Source organism: Mesorhizobium sp. WSM4983 (assembly GCF_029625765.1).
Taxonomy (GTDB): domain Bacteria; phylum Pseudomonadota; class Alphaproteobacteria; order Rhizobiales; family Rhizobiaceae; genus Mesorhizobium.
This window is the reverse complement of sequence record NZ_JARTVM010000015.1, coordinates 47,550-64,406: the sequence shown is the minus strand read 5'-3', so window position 1 is coordinate 64,406 and position 16,857 is coordinate 47,550. Positions and strand designations below refer to the sequence as shown.

At 60.7% G+C, this 16,857-nt stretch carries 14 protein-coding genes and 1 pseudogene; 6 read left to right on the top strand and 9 right to left on the bottom strand.

Features of this window, described 5'->3' with window-relative positions; genetic code table 11:
• Window positions 1-143: 143 nt before the first annotated feature.
• From P9254_RS27550 to P9254_RS27540, 3 genes are all read right to left on the bottom strand, one after another.
• Entirely contained in the window at window positions 144-1,439 is a 1,296-nt protein-coding gene (locus P9254_RS27550) for a tyrosine-type recombinase/integrase (RefSeq protein WP_278056177.1), read from the bottom strand.
• Between the two features lie 233 nt (window positions 1,440-1,672).
• Window positions 1,673-2,320, bottom strand: a complete 648-nt coding sequence (locus P9254_RS27545; RefSeq protein WP_278056178.1) for a hypothetical protein — start codon at window positions 2,318-2,320, stop codon at window positions 1,673-1,675.
• 35 nt (window positions 2,321-2,355) lie between these two features.
• The gene (locus tag P9254_RS27540) at window positions 2,356-2,871 is read right to left on the bottom strand and encodes a hypothetical protein (protein ID WP_278056180.1); all 516 of its coding nucleotides are present in this window, start codon (window positions 2,869-2,871) and stop codon (window positions 2,356-2,358) included.
• Between the two features lie 154 nt (window positions 2,872-3,025).
• Between P9254_RS27540 and P9254_RS27535 the strand changes: the two genes are divergently transcribed.
• The 3 genes from P9254_RS27535 (at window position 3,026) to P9254_RS27525 (ending at window position 7,482) form a co-directional block, all read left to right on the top strand.
• On the top strand, window positions 3,026-3,367 hold the full coding sequence (locus P9254_RS27535; protein ID WP_278056182.1) for a hypothetical protein: 342 nt from the start codon (window positions 3,026-3,028) through the stop codon (window positions 3,365-3,367).
• A 180-nt stretch (window positions 3,368-3,547) separates the two neighbouring features.
• On the top strand, window positions 3,548-3,799 hold the full coding sequence (locus P9254_RS27530) for a hypothetical protein (protein WP_278056184.1): 252 nt from the start codon (window positions 3,548-3,550) through the stop codon (window positions 3,797-3,799).
• Between the two features lie 308 nt (window positions 3,800-4,107).
• Window positions 4,108-7,482, top strand: coding sequence for an AAA family ATPase (locus tag P9254_RS27525; RefSeq protein ID WP_278056185.1), 3,375 nt, complete (start codon window positions 4,108-4,110; stop codon window positions 7,480-7,482).
• A 121-nt stretch (window positions 7,483-7,603) separates the two neighbouring features.
• Here the strand turns inward: P9254_RS27525 and P9254_RS27520 are convergent, their stop codons facing one another.
• The 3 genes and pseudogenes from P9254_RS27520 to P9254_RS27510 form a co-directional block, all read right to left on the bottom strand.
• Window positions 7,604-8,221 (bottom strand): class I SAM-dependent methyltransferase, encoded by a 618-nt coding sequence (locus P9254_RS27520; protein ID WP_278056186.1) that lies wholly within the window; start codon window positions 8,219-8,221, stop codon window positions 7,604-7,606.
• 112 nt (window positions 8,222-8,333) lie between these two features.
• Window positions 8,334-8,651 (bottom strand): YMGG-like glycine zipper-containing protein, encoded by a 318-nt coding sequence (locus tag P9254_RS27515; RefSeq protein WP_278056187.1) that lies wholly within the window; start codon window positions 8,649-8,651, stop codon window positions 8,334-8,336.
• A gap of 784 nt (window positions 8,652-9,435) precedes the next feature.
• Window positions 9,436-9,693 (bottom strand): annotated as a pseudogene (locus P9254_RS27510) (type II toxin-antitoxin system HicB family antitoxin); the annotation flags it as partial.
• 64 nt (window positions 9,694-9,757) lie between these two features.
• Here P9254_RS27510 and P9254_RS27505 point away from each other — a divergent pair.
• Both P9254_RS27505 and P9254_RS27500 read left to right on the top strand, forming a co-directional pair.
• On the top strand, window positions 9,758-11,323 hold the full coding sequence (locus tag P9254_RS27505; RefSeq protein WP_278056188.1) for a recombinase family protein: 1,566 nt from the start codon (window positions 9,758-9,760) through the stop codon (window positions 11,321-11,323).
• The gene (locus tag P9254_RS27500) at window positions 11,320-12,159 is read left to right on the top strand and encodes a plasmid partitioning protein RepB C-terminal domain-containing protein (RefSeq protein ID WP_278056190.1); all 840 of its coding nucleotides are present in this window, start codon (window positions 11,320-11,322) and stop codon (window positions 12,157-12,159) included. The genes P9254_RS27505 and P9254_RS27500 overlap by 4 nt, the downstream gene beginning before the upstream one ends.
• A gap of 105 nt (window positions 12,160-12,264) precedes the next feature.
• Here the strand turns inward: P9254_RS27500 and P9254_RS27495 are convergent, their stop codons facing one another.
• Window positions 12,265-12,915 (bottom strand): outer membrane protein, encoded by a 651-nt coding sequence (locus tag P9254_RS27495; RefSeq protein ID WP_278056193.1) that lies wholly within the window; start codon window positions 12,913-12,915, stop codon window positions 12,265-12,267.
• A gap of 508 nt (window positions 12,916-13,423) precedes the next feature.
• On the opposite strand from P9254_RS27495, the gene P9254_RS27490 reads away from it, so the two are divergent.
• Window positions 13,424-14,185 carry a thermonuclease family protein gene (locus tag P9254_RS27490; protein ID WP_278056194.1) on the top strand — a complete coding sequence of 254 codons (762 nt, stop codon included), beginning with the start codon at window positions 13,424-13,426 and terminating at the stop codon, window positions 14,183-14,185.
• A gap of 87 nt (window positions 14,186-14,272) precedes the next feature.
• On the opposite strand, the gene P9254_RS27485 is transcribed toward P9254_RS27490, so the two are convergent.
• Both P9254_RS27485 and P9254_RS27480 read right to left on the bottom strand, forming a co-directional pair.
• Window positions 14,273-15,925 carry a P-loop ATPase, Sll1717 family gene (locus P9254_RS27485; protein WP_095800220.1) on the bottom strand — a complete coding sequence of 551 codons (1,653 nt, stop codon included), beginning with the start codon at window positions 15,923-15,925 and terminating at the stop codon, window positions 14,273-14,275.
• Between the two features lie 195 nt (window positions 15,926-16,120).
• Window positions 16,121-16,825, bottom strand: a complete 705-nt coding sequence (locus tag P9254_RS27480; protein ID WP_278056195.1) for an XRE family transcriptional regulator — start codon at window positions 16,823-16,825, stop codon at window positions 16,121-16,123.
• Between the last annotated feature and the right edge of the window lie 32 nt (window positions 16,826-16,857).

Sequence of the window (16,857 nt, the reverse complement as noted above, 5' to 3'; positions counted from 1 at the left end):
TTCTGGTCGGAGTGGCAGGATTTGAACCTGCGACCCCATCGTCCCGAACAAGCTGTCTTGCCAGAAGAAGCCCGGAATTCCGGGCTTTTGCGATTAATGATCGGCCGCTTTTAGGGCCTTTGTTCACGTTTGTTTCCGGGGTTTCAGGTGGGTTTCAGGTGGGAGACGCCCGATCGGACGATGTTGCTCTTCTGGCGCGGCGCCGGCGCCTTGGCGGTGATCGCCGCAGCGGCGTCGGCCTGGAAATCGGGATGATGGTGGTAGTAGTGCTTGCGCAGCACGGCTTCCGTCATGCCGCAGAAGTCGGCGGCCTTGGAAAGCTCGACGCCGTTCTGCATCAGCCACGTCGCAGCAGTGTGACGCAGCGTGTGCGGGGTGACGTCGGTGACGAAGACTTTGCTCTCGACGCCTTTGACGATCCGCGCCTCGTACCAGCCGAGGCCAGCGCTCTCGCAGGCCGACTTGAAGGCCTTGCGCACCGATCGAACCGGCCCGCCTTCCCATTCGACGATGAAATCGTGCGCGATCATGCGGCCGATCGTGCGGCTTTTGCCGCGTCCCTTGGTCTTGATGTCAACCGGGGTACGCGCCCAGCGGCGCATGTGCGCCAGCAGCCGGTCCGGCAGCCTGACCGGCGGCTGTCGCTTCCTGGTCTCGACCATGTCGGCGGCTCGCCTGAAAAAGACGCCGCGCTCAAGGTCGACGAAGCCACGCCCCACTGTCGGCCGTGTCGCGGCGCCGCAGATGGCGGCGGATCGCGTGCCGGTGTAGAGCCCGGTCAGGATGAAGCGCGCCACGTGCCGGCCGGTCCGGCGATCGCTCTCTTGCCCCTTCCAGGTCTGCCGCATCTGCCAGGCTGCCCAGAGCAGCCTCGCCGCCTCAGATCGCGTCAGCGCGCGCTTGGCCTTCTCGGAGCGCGCCGGCAACACGATCTTCGGCACGGCCGTGATGTATTTTTCGGCGTGATAGTGGTTGATGGCCGCGCGCAGATCCTCCAGCTGCCGGCGTGCCATCGCCGGCGTCGGCAGGATCCGGCCCTTCTTGGCCGGGCCGTTGACATATTCGCGGCAGAGTGCGCCTGAGATGTCGGCGACCGTGCCGGTGAAGAAAGTCAGAATGGCGAGCAGCCGCGCGGCCGTTTCCTTGCGATAGCTCTGCGACGGATTGAGCGCGACGACGTCCTCGGCATAGACATTGATGACGTCCGCGATCTTTACTTGGTCCGGGTCGCGGTTGCGCTGGCGCGTTGGCTGATGTTTTTCGCTGATGTATTCGGCGAGCTGCCTTTGAGCTTCAACAAGCTCGCTCTTGCCGCAGCCAGTGGGATGTCGTCTTCCGGCGTCCTCGATGTACCAGCCGGCCTTGCTGCGCAGGCTGCCGTCGGCCTTTCGGCTCTCGGACCGCCAGACGAGTCTAATTCCCTTGCTTGGACGCGGCATAGCTTCCTCATTCTCCCGATTGCTGCGAGTGTGGTGTATTCCTTGCCGGCGATGATTTCCGTCTCTAACCGCCCGCGGTCGCGCTCCTTGCGCAAGCCGGCTGGGCCCATCGAGCCATCAGGGAAAGCAATCCGGGCCGCGATGTCCAGCCGCAGCGGCGCGTTTTCCGTGTACTCATCGGACCCGTTCATGGAGTGCCGTTGCCGCTGGTGTTCCTGACGAAAACTGCACGTTCAGCACGCCCGCGCCGCGATACCAAGATAGCGCTGCAGGCGGTCGATGAAGGCATGCTCTGCTTTCATCGCGCCCCACGGCCCGATCGCGCCGACAAGCTTTGGCGGAGGCAGCGAAACGCGCGGCAGACAAGCGCTGTTCGGCCTGGCTCCGAACAGGGCCGCGGCCTCGGCAACCAGCATGCGATTATCCATGTCGCGGATCTGACGGCCATAGGCCGGCACGGTGTCGATATTGGGCAATTCAGCCGCCTGGTAGATCGCAAGGTCGATGCTGCGCTTGGCCGACGCGATCGCGCGGTGGGCGAGCTGGTCGATGAAATCTGCAGCCAATCCCGCGTCGCTCGCCAGTCGGCAGATGTGATGCTGGATCAGATCGACTGCCGGCCTGGTGATGTCGCCGAGCGCGTATTCATGCCCGTCATGAAGAAGGAAATAGCCGGCGGCCAAGCCGTCGCCGGTTTCGCGGAACAGCGCGTCGGCACCCATCACGCAATGCTGCGCCACGGAGTAGGCCGGGCAGCGATAGAGACCATTGAACCGCGCGAGCTTGGACAGCGTGTTGGCCATATCGGCGAAGCTGATGTCGGACGCCTTCGGTTCGAGGAGGTCGAAGGCCGACCCATCAGGCTTGAACGTTGGGATCATGGCGGGTCTGCCGCCAAGCGCCTTGCTTGCGGGCCTCATTGGTGCACCTGCGGCATGGCTGCTTCGACGGCGTTGATAACGCTCGAGCGAATGGCCGGGAAGATCGGCAGCCGGTCGAGGTAGCCCGACAGCACCGAAATGCAGCGTTCGCGTTGACCCGACCAGGGGTCGAGCAGCAGGGCGCCGTGAGCCGCACAATACTGGCCCCAGGCCAGGATGAGGCTCTGTGTAGGCTGCGCGTCGCCGGGCAGCGGTGGCCGATTGGGCGCGGCGTGCCGGGCCTTCTCAATCATGTCCGCAAGCAGATCCGGGCGAATGGTGATCTGCTTGGTGCTGGCGAGCAAAGCCAGACGTGCGGCGCTGTCCTGAAATTCGATGATTTCGGCGCTTGTGAAGCCGGCCCCGATCAAGTCCTCAAGCCGGACGCCGCCGCCAACAGCGAACAGATCGCGCATTGCCTCTGCCATTTCCAGGCAGCGCGGATGGGTGTCGAACCCGGCTTCCGGAAACTCGCGGCGGGTTTGCGATGAACGTTGAACTTTATCGAGCAAGACGGGTCTCCTTGGACGGAAATCAGAGGGCGCCGACGGTGACAGCGGCGCAGAACAGGGTGGCGGCAATGAAGGCAATAGCGGCGAGCCGCTTCGCGACGGCTTCTTCCTTGTGCTAGCGTTCAAACCGCGCATTGCGGGCAGGGGGGATTGGATGAAAAATCTGGTGCGGGCTACTGCGTTGCTGTTCGTCATGCCCGGTCCGGCCTTTGCCTACAGCGATGGGCAAATGGCGATTATGTCCCATGTCGGGCAGGCGATCGCCGGCACCAAGATCTGTCCGAAGCTGGAAATCAACGAAGGCGCCATGGCGCTGATGCTGGCCGCCGAGGACGTCAAGCTCGACGACCCGACGGTTGCCGCGGTCATTCGGAGCAAGGTCAAAGAAACCGTCCGGGCCTGGGAGGGCAAAAGCGAAGACCTCGCCTGCGCGGCAGTGCTGATGCTCTACGGGCCGAGCGGAAAGATCGCGGGACTGCTGCGCTTCAGAAACTGATGTCACGGTCGGCTCCAATTCGGTCACATTGCAATGGTAGGTATTACCTACCTACCTTGTCAAGGCTAGTAGGTTCGTTCTGCAGCCTTGGGCTGTGGATTTGTTGCACCGACCCACTGCGTTTGTACTTGTTTTGTTCCGGGGGCTGAGTCAGATTGACGCCGGCTAAGGAGGCGGCATGTGCTGACGTATTTTGTGGTTCAGAGATTCGATTTCACGCCCAAGGGAGCGATCACCGCTGGATCGGCGGTGGAAGTCCAGGACATCGAGCATGCTTTGCGACTGGCAGAGAAACTGGCGGACTGTTCGGCCGGCGTCGTGGCGTTCAGCCGTACGGGTGATCCTTCGAGCGGCGAGTTCGACGATGCCATCATTCTCTACGCCAACGGGATCGTTCCAGCGCTTGAGGCTGAAATACCGATAGCCTGTTGAACGTCAGCAAACACCGCTGCGAAATGCGACGGTGTTTTCTAATGCATAGGCAAGCTGGCGGAGCTGAAGCCCGCTCTCTCCCTCCTCGGCGGCCGCAAGCTGACCTTCCGGCTACGACCCAACACTGCTTATCTGGAAAGCGCCGCATGTCCGCCGCCGATGGCTCCTCGTCGTTTCCCGAAAGCAGGCGTTCGGCTCAGGCGGCATGACGTCTGGGTTTGACCCAAACGGGTCATTCGGAACCCGGTTCTAGACAGGCTGTCCCCCTTGGTGGATCATGCGTGGGTTGGCAAGCCAGGGGCGCAGCCATGGACGTCGGAGGTTGGCTGCGGAGGCTTGGCCTCGAACAGTATGAGGCCTCCTTCCGCGAGAATAAAATCGACGACACGGTCCTGCCGAGGTTGACGGCCGAGGACTTGAAGGATCTGGGTGTCGGACTTGTCGGACATCGTCGTAAGCTGCTCGACGCCATCGCAGCCTTGCGCGCTGAAGCAAGCACACCAACGCCGCTGCTGTCCGATGCGCCTCTGGCGGCCGACAACGCCGCGAAGAACACCGCTGAACGCCGCCAGGTCACCGTGATGTTCTCGGACCTTGTCGGCTCGACAGCGCTCTCCGCGCAAATGGATCCCGAGGATTTGCGTGAGGTGATTGCGGCCTATCAGAACTGCGTTGCCGAGGCCGTGCGTGGCTTCGGCGGGTTTGTGGCCAAATACATGGGCGATGGCGTGCTGGTGTATTTTGGCTATCCGAAGGCGCATGAGGAGGACGCGGAGCGAGCCGTGCGGGCGGGGCTGGCGGTCGTTGATGAGATCGCAAGGCTCGCGACCCCGGCACCAGGGACGCTGGCGGTACGCGTCGGCATTGCAACCGGGCTGGTGGTGGTGGGCGACCTCATCGGCGAAGGAGCGGCGCAGGAGGAAGCGGTGGTCGGAGAATCGCCGAACCTTGCGGCGCGGCTGCAAGCTCTGGCGGCGCCCGGCCAGATCGTGATCCCGCTCGCGACGCGCCGACTGCTCGGCGGACTGTTCGAGTTCGCCGACCTGGGCCTGCACGACCTGAAAGGTTTCGACGCCCCCATCCGCGCTTGGCGCGTGCTTCGTGAGAGTGCCGCTGAGACCCGGTTCGAAGCGCGTGCGACGAGCGGCCTAGCGCCCACGGTCGGGCGTGAGGACGAGCTTGCTTTGCTCGCGGAGCTCTGGAGCAAGGCCGCGTCCGGCGAGGGCCAGGTGGTCCTGCTCTCCGGCGAGCCCGGCATCGGCAAATCGCATCTGATTCAGGCGCTCCGCGGGCGTCTGCGGGACCGGCCGCACATCCGCATACGCTGCCAGTGCTCGCCGTTCCACGCAAATAGCGCCCTTCGCCCGTCGATTGTCCAACTCACCCGCGCGGCTGGCTTCCATCCGGACGATTCACCGAGCGCAAAACTCGACAAGCTGGAGCGCCTCTTGGCGCGGTCAACAGACAAGGTCCGGGACGTCGCCCCTTTGTTGTCGGCGCTTCTCTCGCTCCCGGCAGGCAGCCGCTATGCACCCCTGAACCTCAGCCCTCAGCGCCGGAAGGAACTGACCCTCGAGGCTCTGGCCGGGCAGCTAATTGGCTTGGCGGCCCGCCAGCCCGTGCTGATGGTTTTCGAGGATATCCACTGGATTGATCCAACGTCGCTGGAGCTTCTCGACCGATTGGTCCCGCAGATCCCGCGCCTTGCAGTACAGGCGATCTTCAGTTTCCGCCCTGAATTTGAGTCGCGGTGGACCGGCCACCCCCAGGTCACCTCGCTCACGCTGAAACGCTTGAGCCGCCGGCAGGGCGCAGCCCTGGTGGAGCGGTTGACCGGGGGCAAGGCGCTTCCGGGCGGGTTGCTCGAGCAGATGGTGGCCAAGACAGACGGCGTGCCCCTGTTCCTCGAGGAGGTGACCAAGGCCGTCATTGAATCTGACGTGCTGACCGATGAAGGCGACCGTTACGCACTCTCGGGCCCGCTGCCACCGTTGGCGATCCCTGCAACCCTGCAGGATTCTCTGGTGGCGCGGCTCGATCGGCTGATGACGCCAGCGCGGGAGGTCGCGCAGATTGGCGCCGCCATCGGTCGCGAATTCTCTTACGAATTGCTGGCGGCGGTGGCGCAGCGCGAGGAACGGGAACTCCAGGACGCCCTCGACCAACTGATCGGCGCCGAACTCGTGATCGCGCGCGGTCGGCCGCCGCACGCGACGTGCATCTTCAAGCACACATTGGTGGGGGATGCCGCCTATGCCACCTTGCTGCGCAGTCGCCGCCAGCAGCTGCACACCCGGATCGCCCACGCGCTCGAGCAGCATTTCGGCGAGGTCGTCGAAAACGAGCCCGAGATCGTGGCTCAGCACTACACGGCCGCGGGCCTCTCGATTCAGGCCATCGGCTATTGGCAGCGCGCGGGAGAGAACGCCAATGACCGTTCGGCCAACGATGAGGCCCAAAACCATCTGCAGAAAGCGCTGAACTTGATCGAAACGCTGCCTGCGGGCCCGGAGCGCCAGCGGCGCGAGCTCGCAGCGCTAACGGTGCTGGGCCGCGTGCTCACCGCCAAGAATGGCTACGCAAATGCCGAGGTCGAGCGGGTCTATTCTCGCGCGCGCCGCCTTTGCGAGCTGATGCCGGAAGATGCGGCTGTCTTCCCGGTTCTGCTCGGCCTGGCCATCTACTCGGCCACGGGCGCCCAACTCACGTCGGCGCACGAGCTGAGCGGACGGCTTCTCGACCTTGCTCTGCAGAGTAACGATCCCGTGTGGGTGGTCGAAGCCCATTATGCCCGGGGGGTCAGCTCTTCTTGGCGCGGCGACTTCAGGGAGGCACGCAAACATCTGGAGCTGGCCTCCGAAGCCTATCGCCCACAGAGACATCGAGCTCATCTCGCCCTATACGGCCAGGATCCCGGACCGATTTGCCTATGTCGTGGGTCAGCGGTGCTTTGGCACCTCGGCTACCCCGACCAGGCGCTGACCCGGATGGAAGACGCCCTTGTCTTGGCCGAGCGATTGGCGCACCCCTTCAGCCGCGCTTACGTGCTGGTATGGGCAGCGTGGTTACGAATATTCCGACGCGAGGTGGCCGAAGCCGAGGAGCGGAACGACCGTGCGCTCACCTTCGCGACCGAGCAGGCGTATCCGTTCTGGATTGCCATGGCCGCCCAGCAGCAGGGATGGCTCTCGGCGAAGCAGGGCCATAAGGAGCGAGCGATCGCCCAAATCGAGGATAGCCTGGCCCGGATGCAGGCCGTCGGAACGCAAGTGACGCAGGCCTACACGATGGGATTCCTCGGCGAGGTGCTCGGCAGCGTCAATCGTGCGTCGGACGGCGTGCGCCTGATCGATCGGGCTCTCGACCAGGTGAACCGGTCCCGCGAGCGGTGGTGCGATGCCGAATTGCTGCGGCTCCGAGGAGCCATATACGCTGCCGCGGAACCAAGCGAGTGGCACCAGGCTGAAATCTCGTTTCGGCAAGCGATCGAACGGTCTCGTGAGCAAGGTGCCAAATCCTGGGAGCTCCGCGCCGCCACATCGCTTGCGCGCCTTTTGGCCGAACAGGGCAAGCGCGCCGAGGCTCACGACCTGCTCGCACCGACTTACGGCTGGTTCACCGAGGGCTTCGACACGCTCGATCTGAAAGAGGCCAAGACCTTGCTCGACAAGCTCGGGGCGTGATGACGCACATGCTAGCGGTGCAATGTGCGGTCCTGGCGCAAAACAGCCGCCAAAGTCCTGGGCGCGAAGGTCAGTTCAATCATCCCACCAGCGGTTCTTCCCCTTCCGGCCCAAAATCGGCTTAACAGCGCTTTTTCGCGAATGCCCACACCATTATCGGGTATTCCTCGTCGTTGCTGAGATCCCGCCACAGGCCGTAGGCCCGCACCGGCCCGCCGATATGCGCCCTCGCACAGGCCTTGTTGCCCCAGCCGAAGGCCTGCACGTCGTCTTCTGCGAAGCCGCCCTCGATCATGACCTGCTTCAATCCCGCCGGCGTCCAGCGGTTGTAGTCATGCGGCCGGGCATGCACCCTGAACAGGAACGGTGTAGCCACCATTGCCCAGCCGCCCTGTTTGGTCATTGCATGGATGTTGGCGGCCGCCGCGAGCGGCCGCTGGACGTGCTCGAGCACCTGGTCGGCAATGACAATGGAAAATTGCTCGTCGGTGCGGTCGCGGCAGATGTCGAAGTCGGGGAAATCGACCGAGCGGTAGTTTGGGCACATCGCCCGCCAGTAGCGGTTCCAGCCGGGTGAGATTTCGATGACGTCGCGGGATTTGCGATTGGCCGCTTCGAGAAAGGCGGTAAAAGCCTCGATCTGGCGAATGCGCAGCCAGTTGCGGGAATCGTAGCCGATCAGCCGTTTCACCGCGCGCTTGCCACGGTCCTTCAGCGCGCCGGCAAGGGTCGTCGTCATCTCGACCTCCTCCGCAGCCCACCGCAGCGGCGGTTTTACATCGAGAAGCGTACAAAAGGATGACGGAAGAGGGGAGCCGGCGCAAAAAACGCCGTCTCCCACAGCCAGTCAATCAATAGTTGCCGCTGTAATACCGGTCGTCGCAGGGCGCGGTGTAGATTTGGCCGTAGCGATCCCGATAGCGGCAGAGCTGCTCGCCGCGGCGCTGCGGGGTCGTGGCGCTGCCGACGACGGCGCCGAGCAGCGCGCCGCTTGCCGCGCCAATCACCGTCGACTTGGTGTTGCCGCCGATTGCCTGGCCGACCAGTGCGCCGCCGGCGCCGCCGATCAGCGCGCCGGTGGTGGCACGCTGCTGGCCCTCGGTTTGGGTCTCGCATCCGGCCAGTGCCGCGGTCATCAGCACCGCCAAAAAAGCCTTTTTGATCATCATCTCCAGAACTCCTTCAAGCCCCAAAGACCAACTAAAACAGGGGCGTACCTGGCCGAAGTGGGCTCGCATTGCGGCGGAACGGCGGCGGAGCCCGCTCACGAACTGAGTCATGGTTTCCCGGCTGTTGAACAGGATGCTTTCCAAACAGGAAAGATGCGGGAGCTACATTTGCCCTTCCAGCCATTCCCGCAAATCGCGTTCCTGCTCGGTTTCGGAAAGCGGCGGCGACGGGCGCTTCCATACCTGCCAGACCATCGCCAACACTCCGGCTGCCCACAGGCCGGAGAAAACATGACTCAGGAAATTCATCCGACGATCCGGACAGAGAAATGGAAGTTTAGCCGTAATGAATTTAGCAATCACTAAGATAATGGCAAGGCCGCGGTGACATTTGCATCCTCGCGTCGGGCGACGTGCCAGTGTCGGTCAACCCAGCGGGCAGACAATGGCTGTAAGCCACCCCTGCTTTAGAAAAACCTTAATTGCCCTACCGTAATGTTTGCAGACGGCTAGCGGGGGCCAGCCGACGTTGGGTTTGCGGCGTTGCAACGCCGGTGGGTCGGGTAACATGGAACTGGCGTTTTCCGAAGGCGAGTGCCAAGGGTGCGGCGGCACCGGCACGATGTTCGAATGTCCTAGATGGCGCAGCTCGAACGGCCATTGCTGCCCGGCAGGAACGCATCAACACAGATGTCCCGGCGTGAGCGTGCGTTGCATGCAGTGCGACGGGACTGGCTCAGCGATGCCGAGAGACATGCGACCTTCTTCTCGGTCGACCTGCTGACCGTGTCGCAGGCTTCAGAGGCACCGAGACAGTGGCGAGTACGTCGGTTTTCGCTGCTACCTGTTCGAGCGGCGTCGGCTCCGGAATCGATACGCCGTCTTCTATGAGCCCCTCGATGTGAAAGGCGAGCGCCTCCTCGGCGAGCCGACGTACTCCGGCAATTGTCCTGCCGGCGGTGACGACGCCGGGGAAGTCAGGAAAGGACACTCCGAAATCGCTGGCGTCTTCTTTGTGGATCAACCCGATGTACTGGCGCATCGTTTCCTCTTGCCGCGCGGCGGCCGGCCCCTAGCTTAGAACACCCTCACGACGGTGCAAGGCGATGGACAAGTTTCCGGCCACTGACAGGCCTCCTGCAGGGAGGCCAAGGATCCGTGCGGCCCAGTATCTGCGCATGTCCACAGACAGGCAGATCTACTCGATCGACAACCAGAGAGATGCGATCCGCAATTATGCGAGCGTCATGGGTTACGACATTGTTGCGACCTATGAAGATCCCGGGCGAAGTGGCCTCAGCCTCGTGGGACGCCCAGGCTTGCAGCAGCTGTTGGAAGATGTGGAAAGCCGGCGAGCCGACTTCGAGACCGTCGTTGTCTACGACGTGAGCCGTTGGGGGCGCTTCCAGAATACCGATGAAAGCGCCACCTATGAATACCGGTGCCAGATAGCCGGAGTGCGGATCGAGTTCTGCGCCGAGCTATTCGTCAACGATGGGAGCATCGGGTCCGACGTTCTGAAGGCGATCAAACGCAGCATGGCCGCAGAGTACAGCCGCATGCTGTCGAACAGGGTCTTCGCCGGTCAAAGCCGCATCGTCAAACTGGGTTTCAGCGGCGGTGGCCCCGCCGGCTATGGCTTCAGGCGCCTTCTTGTTGATGGCTCCGGAAATCCCAAGGCAATGCTTGGTCGCGATGAGCGAAAAGGGCTGGCAAGCGATCGCGTCATGCTAGTGCCGGGGCCAAAAGAGGAGGTCTCCACCGTAAGATGGATGTTCAATCAATTCGTGACGAAGGGAAAAACGGAAGCCGAAATTGCGGCTGCATTGAACGCTCGCGGCCTTGTTACTGAACGCGGCCGACCATGGACCAAAGCATGCGTGGGCACGATACTGACGAGCGAGAAGTACATCGGCAACAATGTCTGGAATCGAATATCCCATAGGCTTCTGCACGACCGGGTAAGAAATCCGCCAAGCGCATTTGTTCGCGCCGACGCTGTCATCGAGCCGCTCGTGACCCGGGCGCTTTTCGATCGTGCGCAAGCTATCAGGCGCGCGCGCGCTTACCTTAAGCCCGACGAGGAGCTGCTTGCCGATCTGACCACGCTCCTGAAAGAGCGGGGGAAGCTGTCGAGCCCAATCATTGACGCCGCCCCCGGCTGTCATTCAGCCTCCATTTACGCGCACCGATTTGGAAGCATGAAGGCCGCCTACCAGTTGATCGGATACGACGCCTCGGCGAACTATCGGAAACTCGATGTCAGCAACCGGCTCAAACAGATCCGGCAGCAAGTCGTCGAGGAATTGATGTCGAACATTGACAAGGTCGGTGGATCGGCACTGTACGATCCCAAAAGAAAGCTTTTGTGCGTCAATGACGAATTCTCCATCGCGATATGGATCGCGCGCTATCGGATTATCGTCACCGGTTATCCACGCTGGATATTTTGGAATCGCGGTCTCGTCGGGCCAGATGTGACGATTTTGATCAGAATGGAGCCCGATCATCAAACTGTTCGTGACTTCCTCATTGCGCCCGCGCATCAAGCGCAATCCGCCCTTCGCATGCTCAACGCAAACAACGGCGTGCGCCTTGATGCCTTCCTCTTCGCTTCGCTCGATCCTGTCGTGGAGATGGCGAGACGAGAATCGATTTCGGCGATCCCGTGACAGTAACCAAGGCCGAGCTTCGTCGCTTCGTCGAGAACAACCGGCACGCCACCCGTCTTACGCGCAATTTGCAGGCGCCGCAGAATCCATTGCGTGGCCCGGCATTCTTGCGGACCTACAAACGCCAATTCGATCGGATGCAGGATTTCATCAGAGAAGCCGTCGCAGCGCGGCATCAACTGGAAGCTGTCGTCAATGCCACCGGTCAGATCCTGGCCAACGCGGCGTTCCGCGCCTTGCTGCAGGCGCATGATCTCGGAACGCTGCCTTGGATCCTGACGCAAGTTTCGCATACCGGACCCGATTCCCGTTCTGAAGAACAGCACGGCCCGTCGTGCTTCACAGCCGAGCCGCAGCTTGTCGGCGGTGTGTGTCTCGAGGCTCTCGACCTCCTGAACGATTTCGGCGCCCCCTTGAAGATTTTCCCCTTGTTGCGAGAGGTCGTGCCGAGCCGGCAGGTTGAAATCGTGCGTCTCATGCTAGCGTTGGACCGGGTGCAATTTCGAGTGGCGAGAGTGTTGATCGCGCTCACACCACGATCGCAGCTCACCGATCCCTTTGCGCCCAGAAAGCAATATGAGGGCATCTCCCCGACGCAATTGGCTGACATGCAAACTGACCTGGCCAAGGTCAGCCATGAATATCTGAGCGCCGCCAACACCCATGGCGCAACAGTGCTCAACCTGATCGCCGTTACCGGTTATATTGACAGATTGCTGAACAACCCCGCGCTAGTGCGGTTTATGGCGCGCAATTTTGCCGGGCACCTTGAGGTGTATCAGGAATTGCTCGACTTTCGCGAAAGTCGATTTCAGAAACGCACACCGACCGTTTGAACAAGAAAAAGCCCCGCCGATGGTTCGACGGGGCCGCATTTCTCAGAGCGGTGTTGTTCGGCGAACGCGGTCGTTCGGCCTCGATGTCATCATCGGCCTGCTGCGCTAGAATTTGAGACCAATGCCGACGCGGAAATCATGTGTCTGCGCGGTGTGCTCCAGCACGCAACCGCCGCCGCAATAGTCAAAGCTCTTCTTGCCGAAGAAAGAAAAGTCGTACTCGCCGCGCAGAAAAACGTTGTGGGTCAGCGGCACGTCGATGCCGGCGCCGACAATCCCGCCAACGATCGTTCCGTCCCGTCGCGCAAAGCCGACCGCGTCGGTTTTCAAGTCCGACACCGTTACACCTGCCGTCAGGTAGGGCAGGTACCCGCCCAGGTCCATGCCCACGCGGCCCTTGAGCGAGCCGAAGAGACCGAGCGACTCGTCGAGGTCGCCAGGGCCTGGCACGTCGTGGAAGTGGCCCTTCTTGAACCGGTAGCCCAACTCGCCTTCTAACCCGTAGACGATGTTGCCCGACTGGAAGTTGTAGCCGACAAAACCGCCGATAGTCGGCGAGCCTACGTTGTGCGTCACGCTGGCGCCGATATTGGGCTCGCGGATCTTATAGTGCTCGAGCGTCCCCGCACCGAAGGCACCTGCATAGGCGCCCTGCCATGTCCATTCGCTCGTCGCTGCCGGTTCTACGATATCGGCCGCCATGACAGGGCCGCAGACAGCAAGGCCGAATACGCAAGCAAGCAAAAGAGATTTCATGTTTGTCCCACCGCAATTTAACGTTGACTCGACATATACCGCACAGCGCGCCGGATTGCTGTTGCGAAAACATCACGGTGCAGTGGTTCTGAAGTCGGCCGGTGGATAACCGAGGGTCAACGGACACTCTAACCCGTGCCTCTTACGGCCTCGGGCGCCGCCTGCCCATGGAACAAGAGGGCTCGCTTCAGGGTGCGAGGAATGATGCGCGCCGGGTCCGCATGCACAATTCTGTGCTGGTCTGCCATCAGGTGCTAAAGCGGATTCGACAACCAAATACAAATGGACCACTATCGTCTTCGGTGTCGGGGGATGCCCCAATGTATATGAGACTGCATTTTGCCGCGGCGAGTGTGCTCCTGGTGTCGTGCTGTACTTGCCGATCTGCCGAAAGCCGGCCGGGCGGCGCGATGTGATCGGGATCGACAAGTCCCGTTACGACAACCGCTCTGGCCAGTGGCGTCGGCGCACTGGCGCGAAACGATCGCGCGCCAGGCGATGGGCAAGCGTGCCGCTTCGTCTTGTGCTCGTGACGGTGGCTGCGTTTTCTGCCTTGGTCACGCAGTTCGTCATGCACAACAGCGGATCGCTTCCGGAAGTCAACCTGCAGAACATCATCAAGCCGAGGCCGGTATCGATAGCCGGCGTCGCCTCGGTGATCGATGGCGACACGATCGAGATTCATGGCCAGCGCGTGCGCTTCAACGGCATCGACGCGCCGGAGAGCCGCCAATATTGCGACGATGCAAAGGGTTTCGAGTATCCTTGCGGCCGCCGCTCCGCCGAAGCCCTGGACAAATTCCTTGCGGCGTCCAAGCCGGTGCAGTGCTCGTTCGTGACATGGGACCGCTACGGGCGCTTTGTCGGCAACTGCACGCGCGCCGACGGGGCTGACGTTGCCGCCTGGATGGTCGAGCACGGGCAAGCGCTGGATTGGTCGAAATACAGCTACGGCGCTCATGCAGCGCAACAGGCCAAGGCTCGGGCGGCAAAACTGGGCTTGTGGGTTGGAAACTTCCAGGCACCCTGGGACTGGCGGGCGCAGCACAGCGACGACGCGCAGGTACCGTCGACACCAACTTTCGCGCTGGGCAGCGGCAACGCCGGCTGCAACATCAAGGGCAACCTTTCAGCCGACGGCGAACGAATCTACCATGTGCCCGGACAAAAATATTACGGCGCCACTATCATCAACCGGGCCAAAGGCGAGAGGTGGTTCTGCTCGGAAGCTGATGCTCTAGCCGCAGGTTGGAGGCGGTCAAGGAAGTAGTGCAGTAGCGGTAATGGAGTAAACCGTCTGTGGATTCGTCTTTGGCATACAAGAAACTATATCACTCAATAGAAAAACGTAAGCGTTTTAGCCGTGGTCCTGAACATTCAGCGCTCGGTGCAGCATTGGATGAATATGGATTCTAGTCTGCAAATCAACTGCATCTGGACTTATGACGGGAACGTCCTGATAGGAGTAGATATACCTTTCCGCCGCCGACGTTTTTACGCCGACGGCCCCAATCCGGTAAAGTTCACTGATCAAATTCTTTGCAACCGCCAGCGCGGATGCCTCGGACCCTTGTTGCATATAACGTTCAACGCACTGCTTGATCGGGTCGTTTTCCCATGAAGGCACTTGATGGACCTCAAGGACAAAGTCGTCCATAAATTCCTTCGAAGCGATTTCAGTCGACTTGAACCTCCCTCGGCGGCTCGAAAGGAGCCGAAAAGCAACCGATAGGGACGGAAATGCGCTTTGCCATTCCTGAATTAAGGCCTGCATCCGAATCCGTGAGTATTCAGACTCCGCTTCCTTAATGATCTTTGGTGTAACCTCAGTTCCGCCTTGCGCTTTTTCAAAACACTCGTTAACGAACGAAATGACATCTCTAGGCCGCAATAGAGTTCGCTCAAGAATGTAGTCCATTGGGTCTTTATTGGCCACCTTATTGCGGAAAACGTCATGAAACGTCACATTTGCAGAAGTGTATTTCCTTTTATAAAGTAAATTGATCCGCTTTCTGATCAGCTCTTTAAGTTGCGCTTCATCCCAAATAACACGCAAAAAATAGTCGTCGTACTTTTCTCGTTGGAAACCCATGTCCTTAGTCTCTTGTACAACTCGCTCAAGAACGTCCTCGCGAATTGCGACCAAAATTTTCAGATTGTGAACTTTGTTGAACGTACGAAGACATTCGATCAGAGCGCGAATTAAATCAAAGCGAACCGACTCATCGACCCACTTCTCGTCCAAGCGATCTATTAGGATGTAATATTTGCCTGCGTATTTGTCAGCGCTGTCGACATTGGAAAGCAAATCTAGGACGCGATTTAGATCAGCGAGTTGAGCAGAGCTCACAATTCGTTTTGCACGTGCCACCAGTTCAGACCGTTTTTCTGCGCTCAATGTCCGCGTGTAGCCGGCCCGGGCAGAGAACTTATCCACCTCGCCTCCGAGTTCTCCGGTCACCTGCGATTCGAGTTTCGAGGTTATTTCCTTGATGTTCTCGTCCATCGTAATGAAGAACCGGCCTTCCCACTGTGCCAGGTACTTTAAAGCCGATTCACGCCGTTCGTCGGCGCGGAAAAAATCCTTGAGCCAGCCAAAAATTTCTTTGGATCGTTCTGCGTTCTTTACGTTGTATCTCATTCGGATATATTCGAGGCATAGAACGTGCTTCCAGAGAGCTTGGAAAAAAAGGTCAAGGTCGATATCCAGCGACTTCAAGAACCGTATAATGTCGGAATTTGCAACATAGTCCATCGAAAGTCCGGGAAGGTCGATGATAGACGTTGTTTCCGGAAACTGATGTTCTATTTTCCTAAGCAGTGCCGTTTTTCCACTACCGGTTCTTGCAGATACGAACATCTTCGAATTCTTCAGCGTTCGCGCCACCTCTAGGGCAGGATGGTCTACAAAGCACTCGAACAGAAAATCGTCATCTGCTTCTGCCGATATGTTACCAATGGTGGTGTCAGGACGTATGACGACAGGATTGTGCTTAAATTCTTTAATCATGGGAAACCCCTCCGATTGACGAGCGTAGTTCGAGGTTGCTGTCGTGACAATCAGCCGAGCGCAGTTGCTGACAGGTTTGTTTCACAATTCGGTGGCTGAAGATGGCCTACCAGGATCTCTAAGATCGAGCCCTATAGCCAGATCGTCAACAATCGGCTCTTTGCGCGGCGCAAAACACGGGACGGACGGCCCCTATCACCGCGCATTGTACTTACCCACCACCCGATGGCAGATCGGCCAGTCAACGCGGCTCTCCGTGAACGTCTTCGCGGGCCGGTACTGCTCCAGTGTCCATTCGCGGTCGTTCATGCCGACGAGGCGCTTGATGATCGCCTCCTCGTCGCCGCGCTCCTTGGGCGGGGTGTGGAAGAACACGGCGTCGGAATCGCGCGCCGGCTGCAGGTGAGGATTCACCAGCGCGGTGTCGCCGGGCCAATAGGCGGGGATCATGGATTCTCCGCGCACCAGGATGCCATAGCCGCCGCGCACATTCTGCAGCACCGCCGGTCGTTTCACCCAGTCGATCGCCTCGAAGGTGACGATCATATGGCCTTCACCGCCCATGGCGGCGGCGTAGATCGGCAGGTCGCGGCCGCCGACCAGCTCGTCGCCGGGGATGATCGGCGTTCGCGCCGCTCTTGGCTTCGGCTCCCGCGCGACCGGCACAGGTGCAGAGCCAGAGGCGTCGAGCAGCCACGCCACATCGGTCTTGAGCAGCGCGGCGAGCTCGGGCAGGCGCTCCATCGAGGGGCGGGTGGTGTCGGCCTCCCATTGCGTGACCGAGACACGCTTGATGCCGAAATGATCGGCGACGTCGTTCTGCGTCAGGCCGGCAGCCTCGCGGGCTTGGCGGAGGCGCTGGCCGAGTGTCGTCGAGTCGGTGCGTATCGTCGCGATCATGCCGCAGCATAGTAATTATTGCTTACTTTTTT

What these genes read in the sequence shown, in the direction of transcription:
- P9254_RS27525 (WP_278056185.1), top strand. Translation starts at nt 4,108, where the DNA reads ATGGACGTCGGAGGTTGGCTGCGGAGGCTTGGCCTCGAACAGTATGAG.
- P9254_RS27495 (WP_278056193.1), bottom strand. Translation starts at nt 12,915, where the DNA reads ATGAAATCTCTTTTGCTTGCTTGCGTATTCGGCCTTGCTGTCTGCGGC.
- P9254_RS27545 (WP_278056178.1), bottom strand. Translation starts at nt 2,320, where the DNA reads ATGATCCCAACGTTCAAGCCTGATGGGTCGGCCTTCGACCTCCTCGAA.
- P9254_RS27480 (WP_278056195.1), bottom strand. Translation starts at nt 16,825, where the DNA reads ATGATCGCGACGATACGCACCGACTCGACGACACTCGGCCAGCGCCTC.
- P9254_RS27535 (WP_278056182.1), top strand. Translation starts at nt 3,026, where the DNA reads ATGAAAAATCTGGTGCGGGCTACTGCGTTGCTGTTCGTCATGCCCGGT.
- P9254_RS27515 (WP_278056187.1), bottom strand. Translation starts at nt 8,651, where the DNA reads ATGATGATCAAAAAGGCTTTTTTGGCGGTGCTGATGACCGCGGCACTG.
- P9254_RS27485 (WP_095800220.1), bottom strand. Translation starts at nt 15,925, where the DNA reads ATGATTAAAGAATTTAAGCACAATCCTGTCGTCATACGTCCTGACACC.
- P9254_RS27505 (WP_278056188.1), top strand. Translation starts at nt 9,758, where the DNA reads ATGGACAAGTTTCCGGCCACTGACAGGCCTCCTGCAGGGAGGCCAAGG.
- P9254_RS27550 (WP_278056177.1), bottom strand. Translation starts at nt 1,439, where the DNA reads ATGCCGCGTCCAAGCAAGGGAATTAGACTCGTCTGGCGGTCCGAGAGC.
- P9254_RS27520 (WP_278056186.1), bottom strand. Translation starts at nt 8,221, where the DNA reads ATGACGACGACCCTTGCCGGCGCGCTGAAGGACCGTGGCAAGCGCGCG.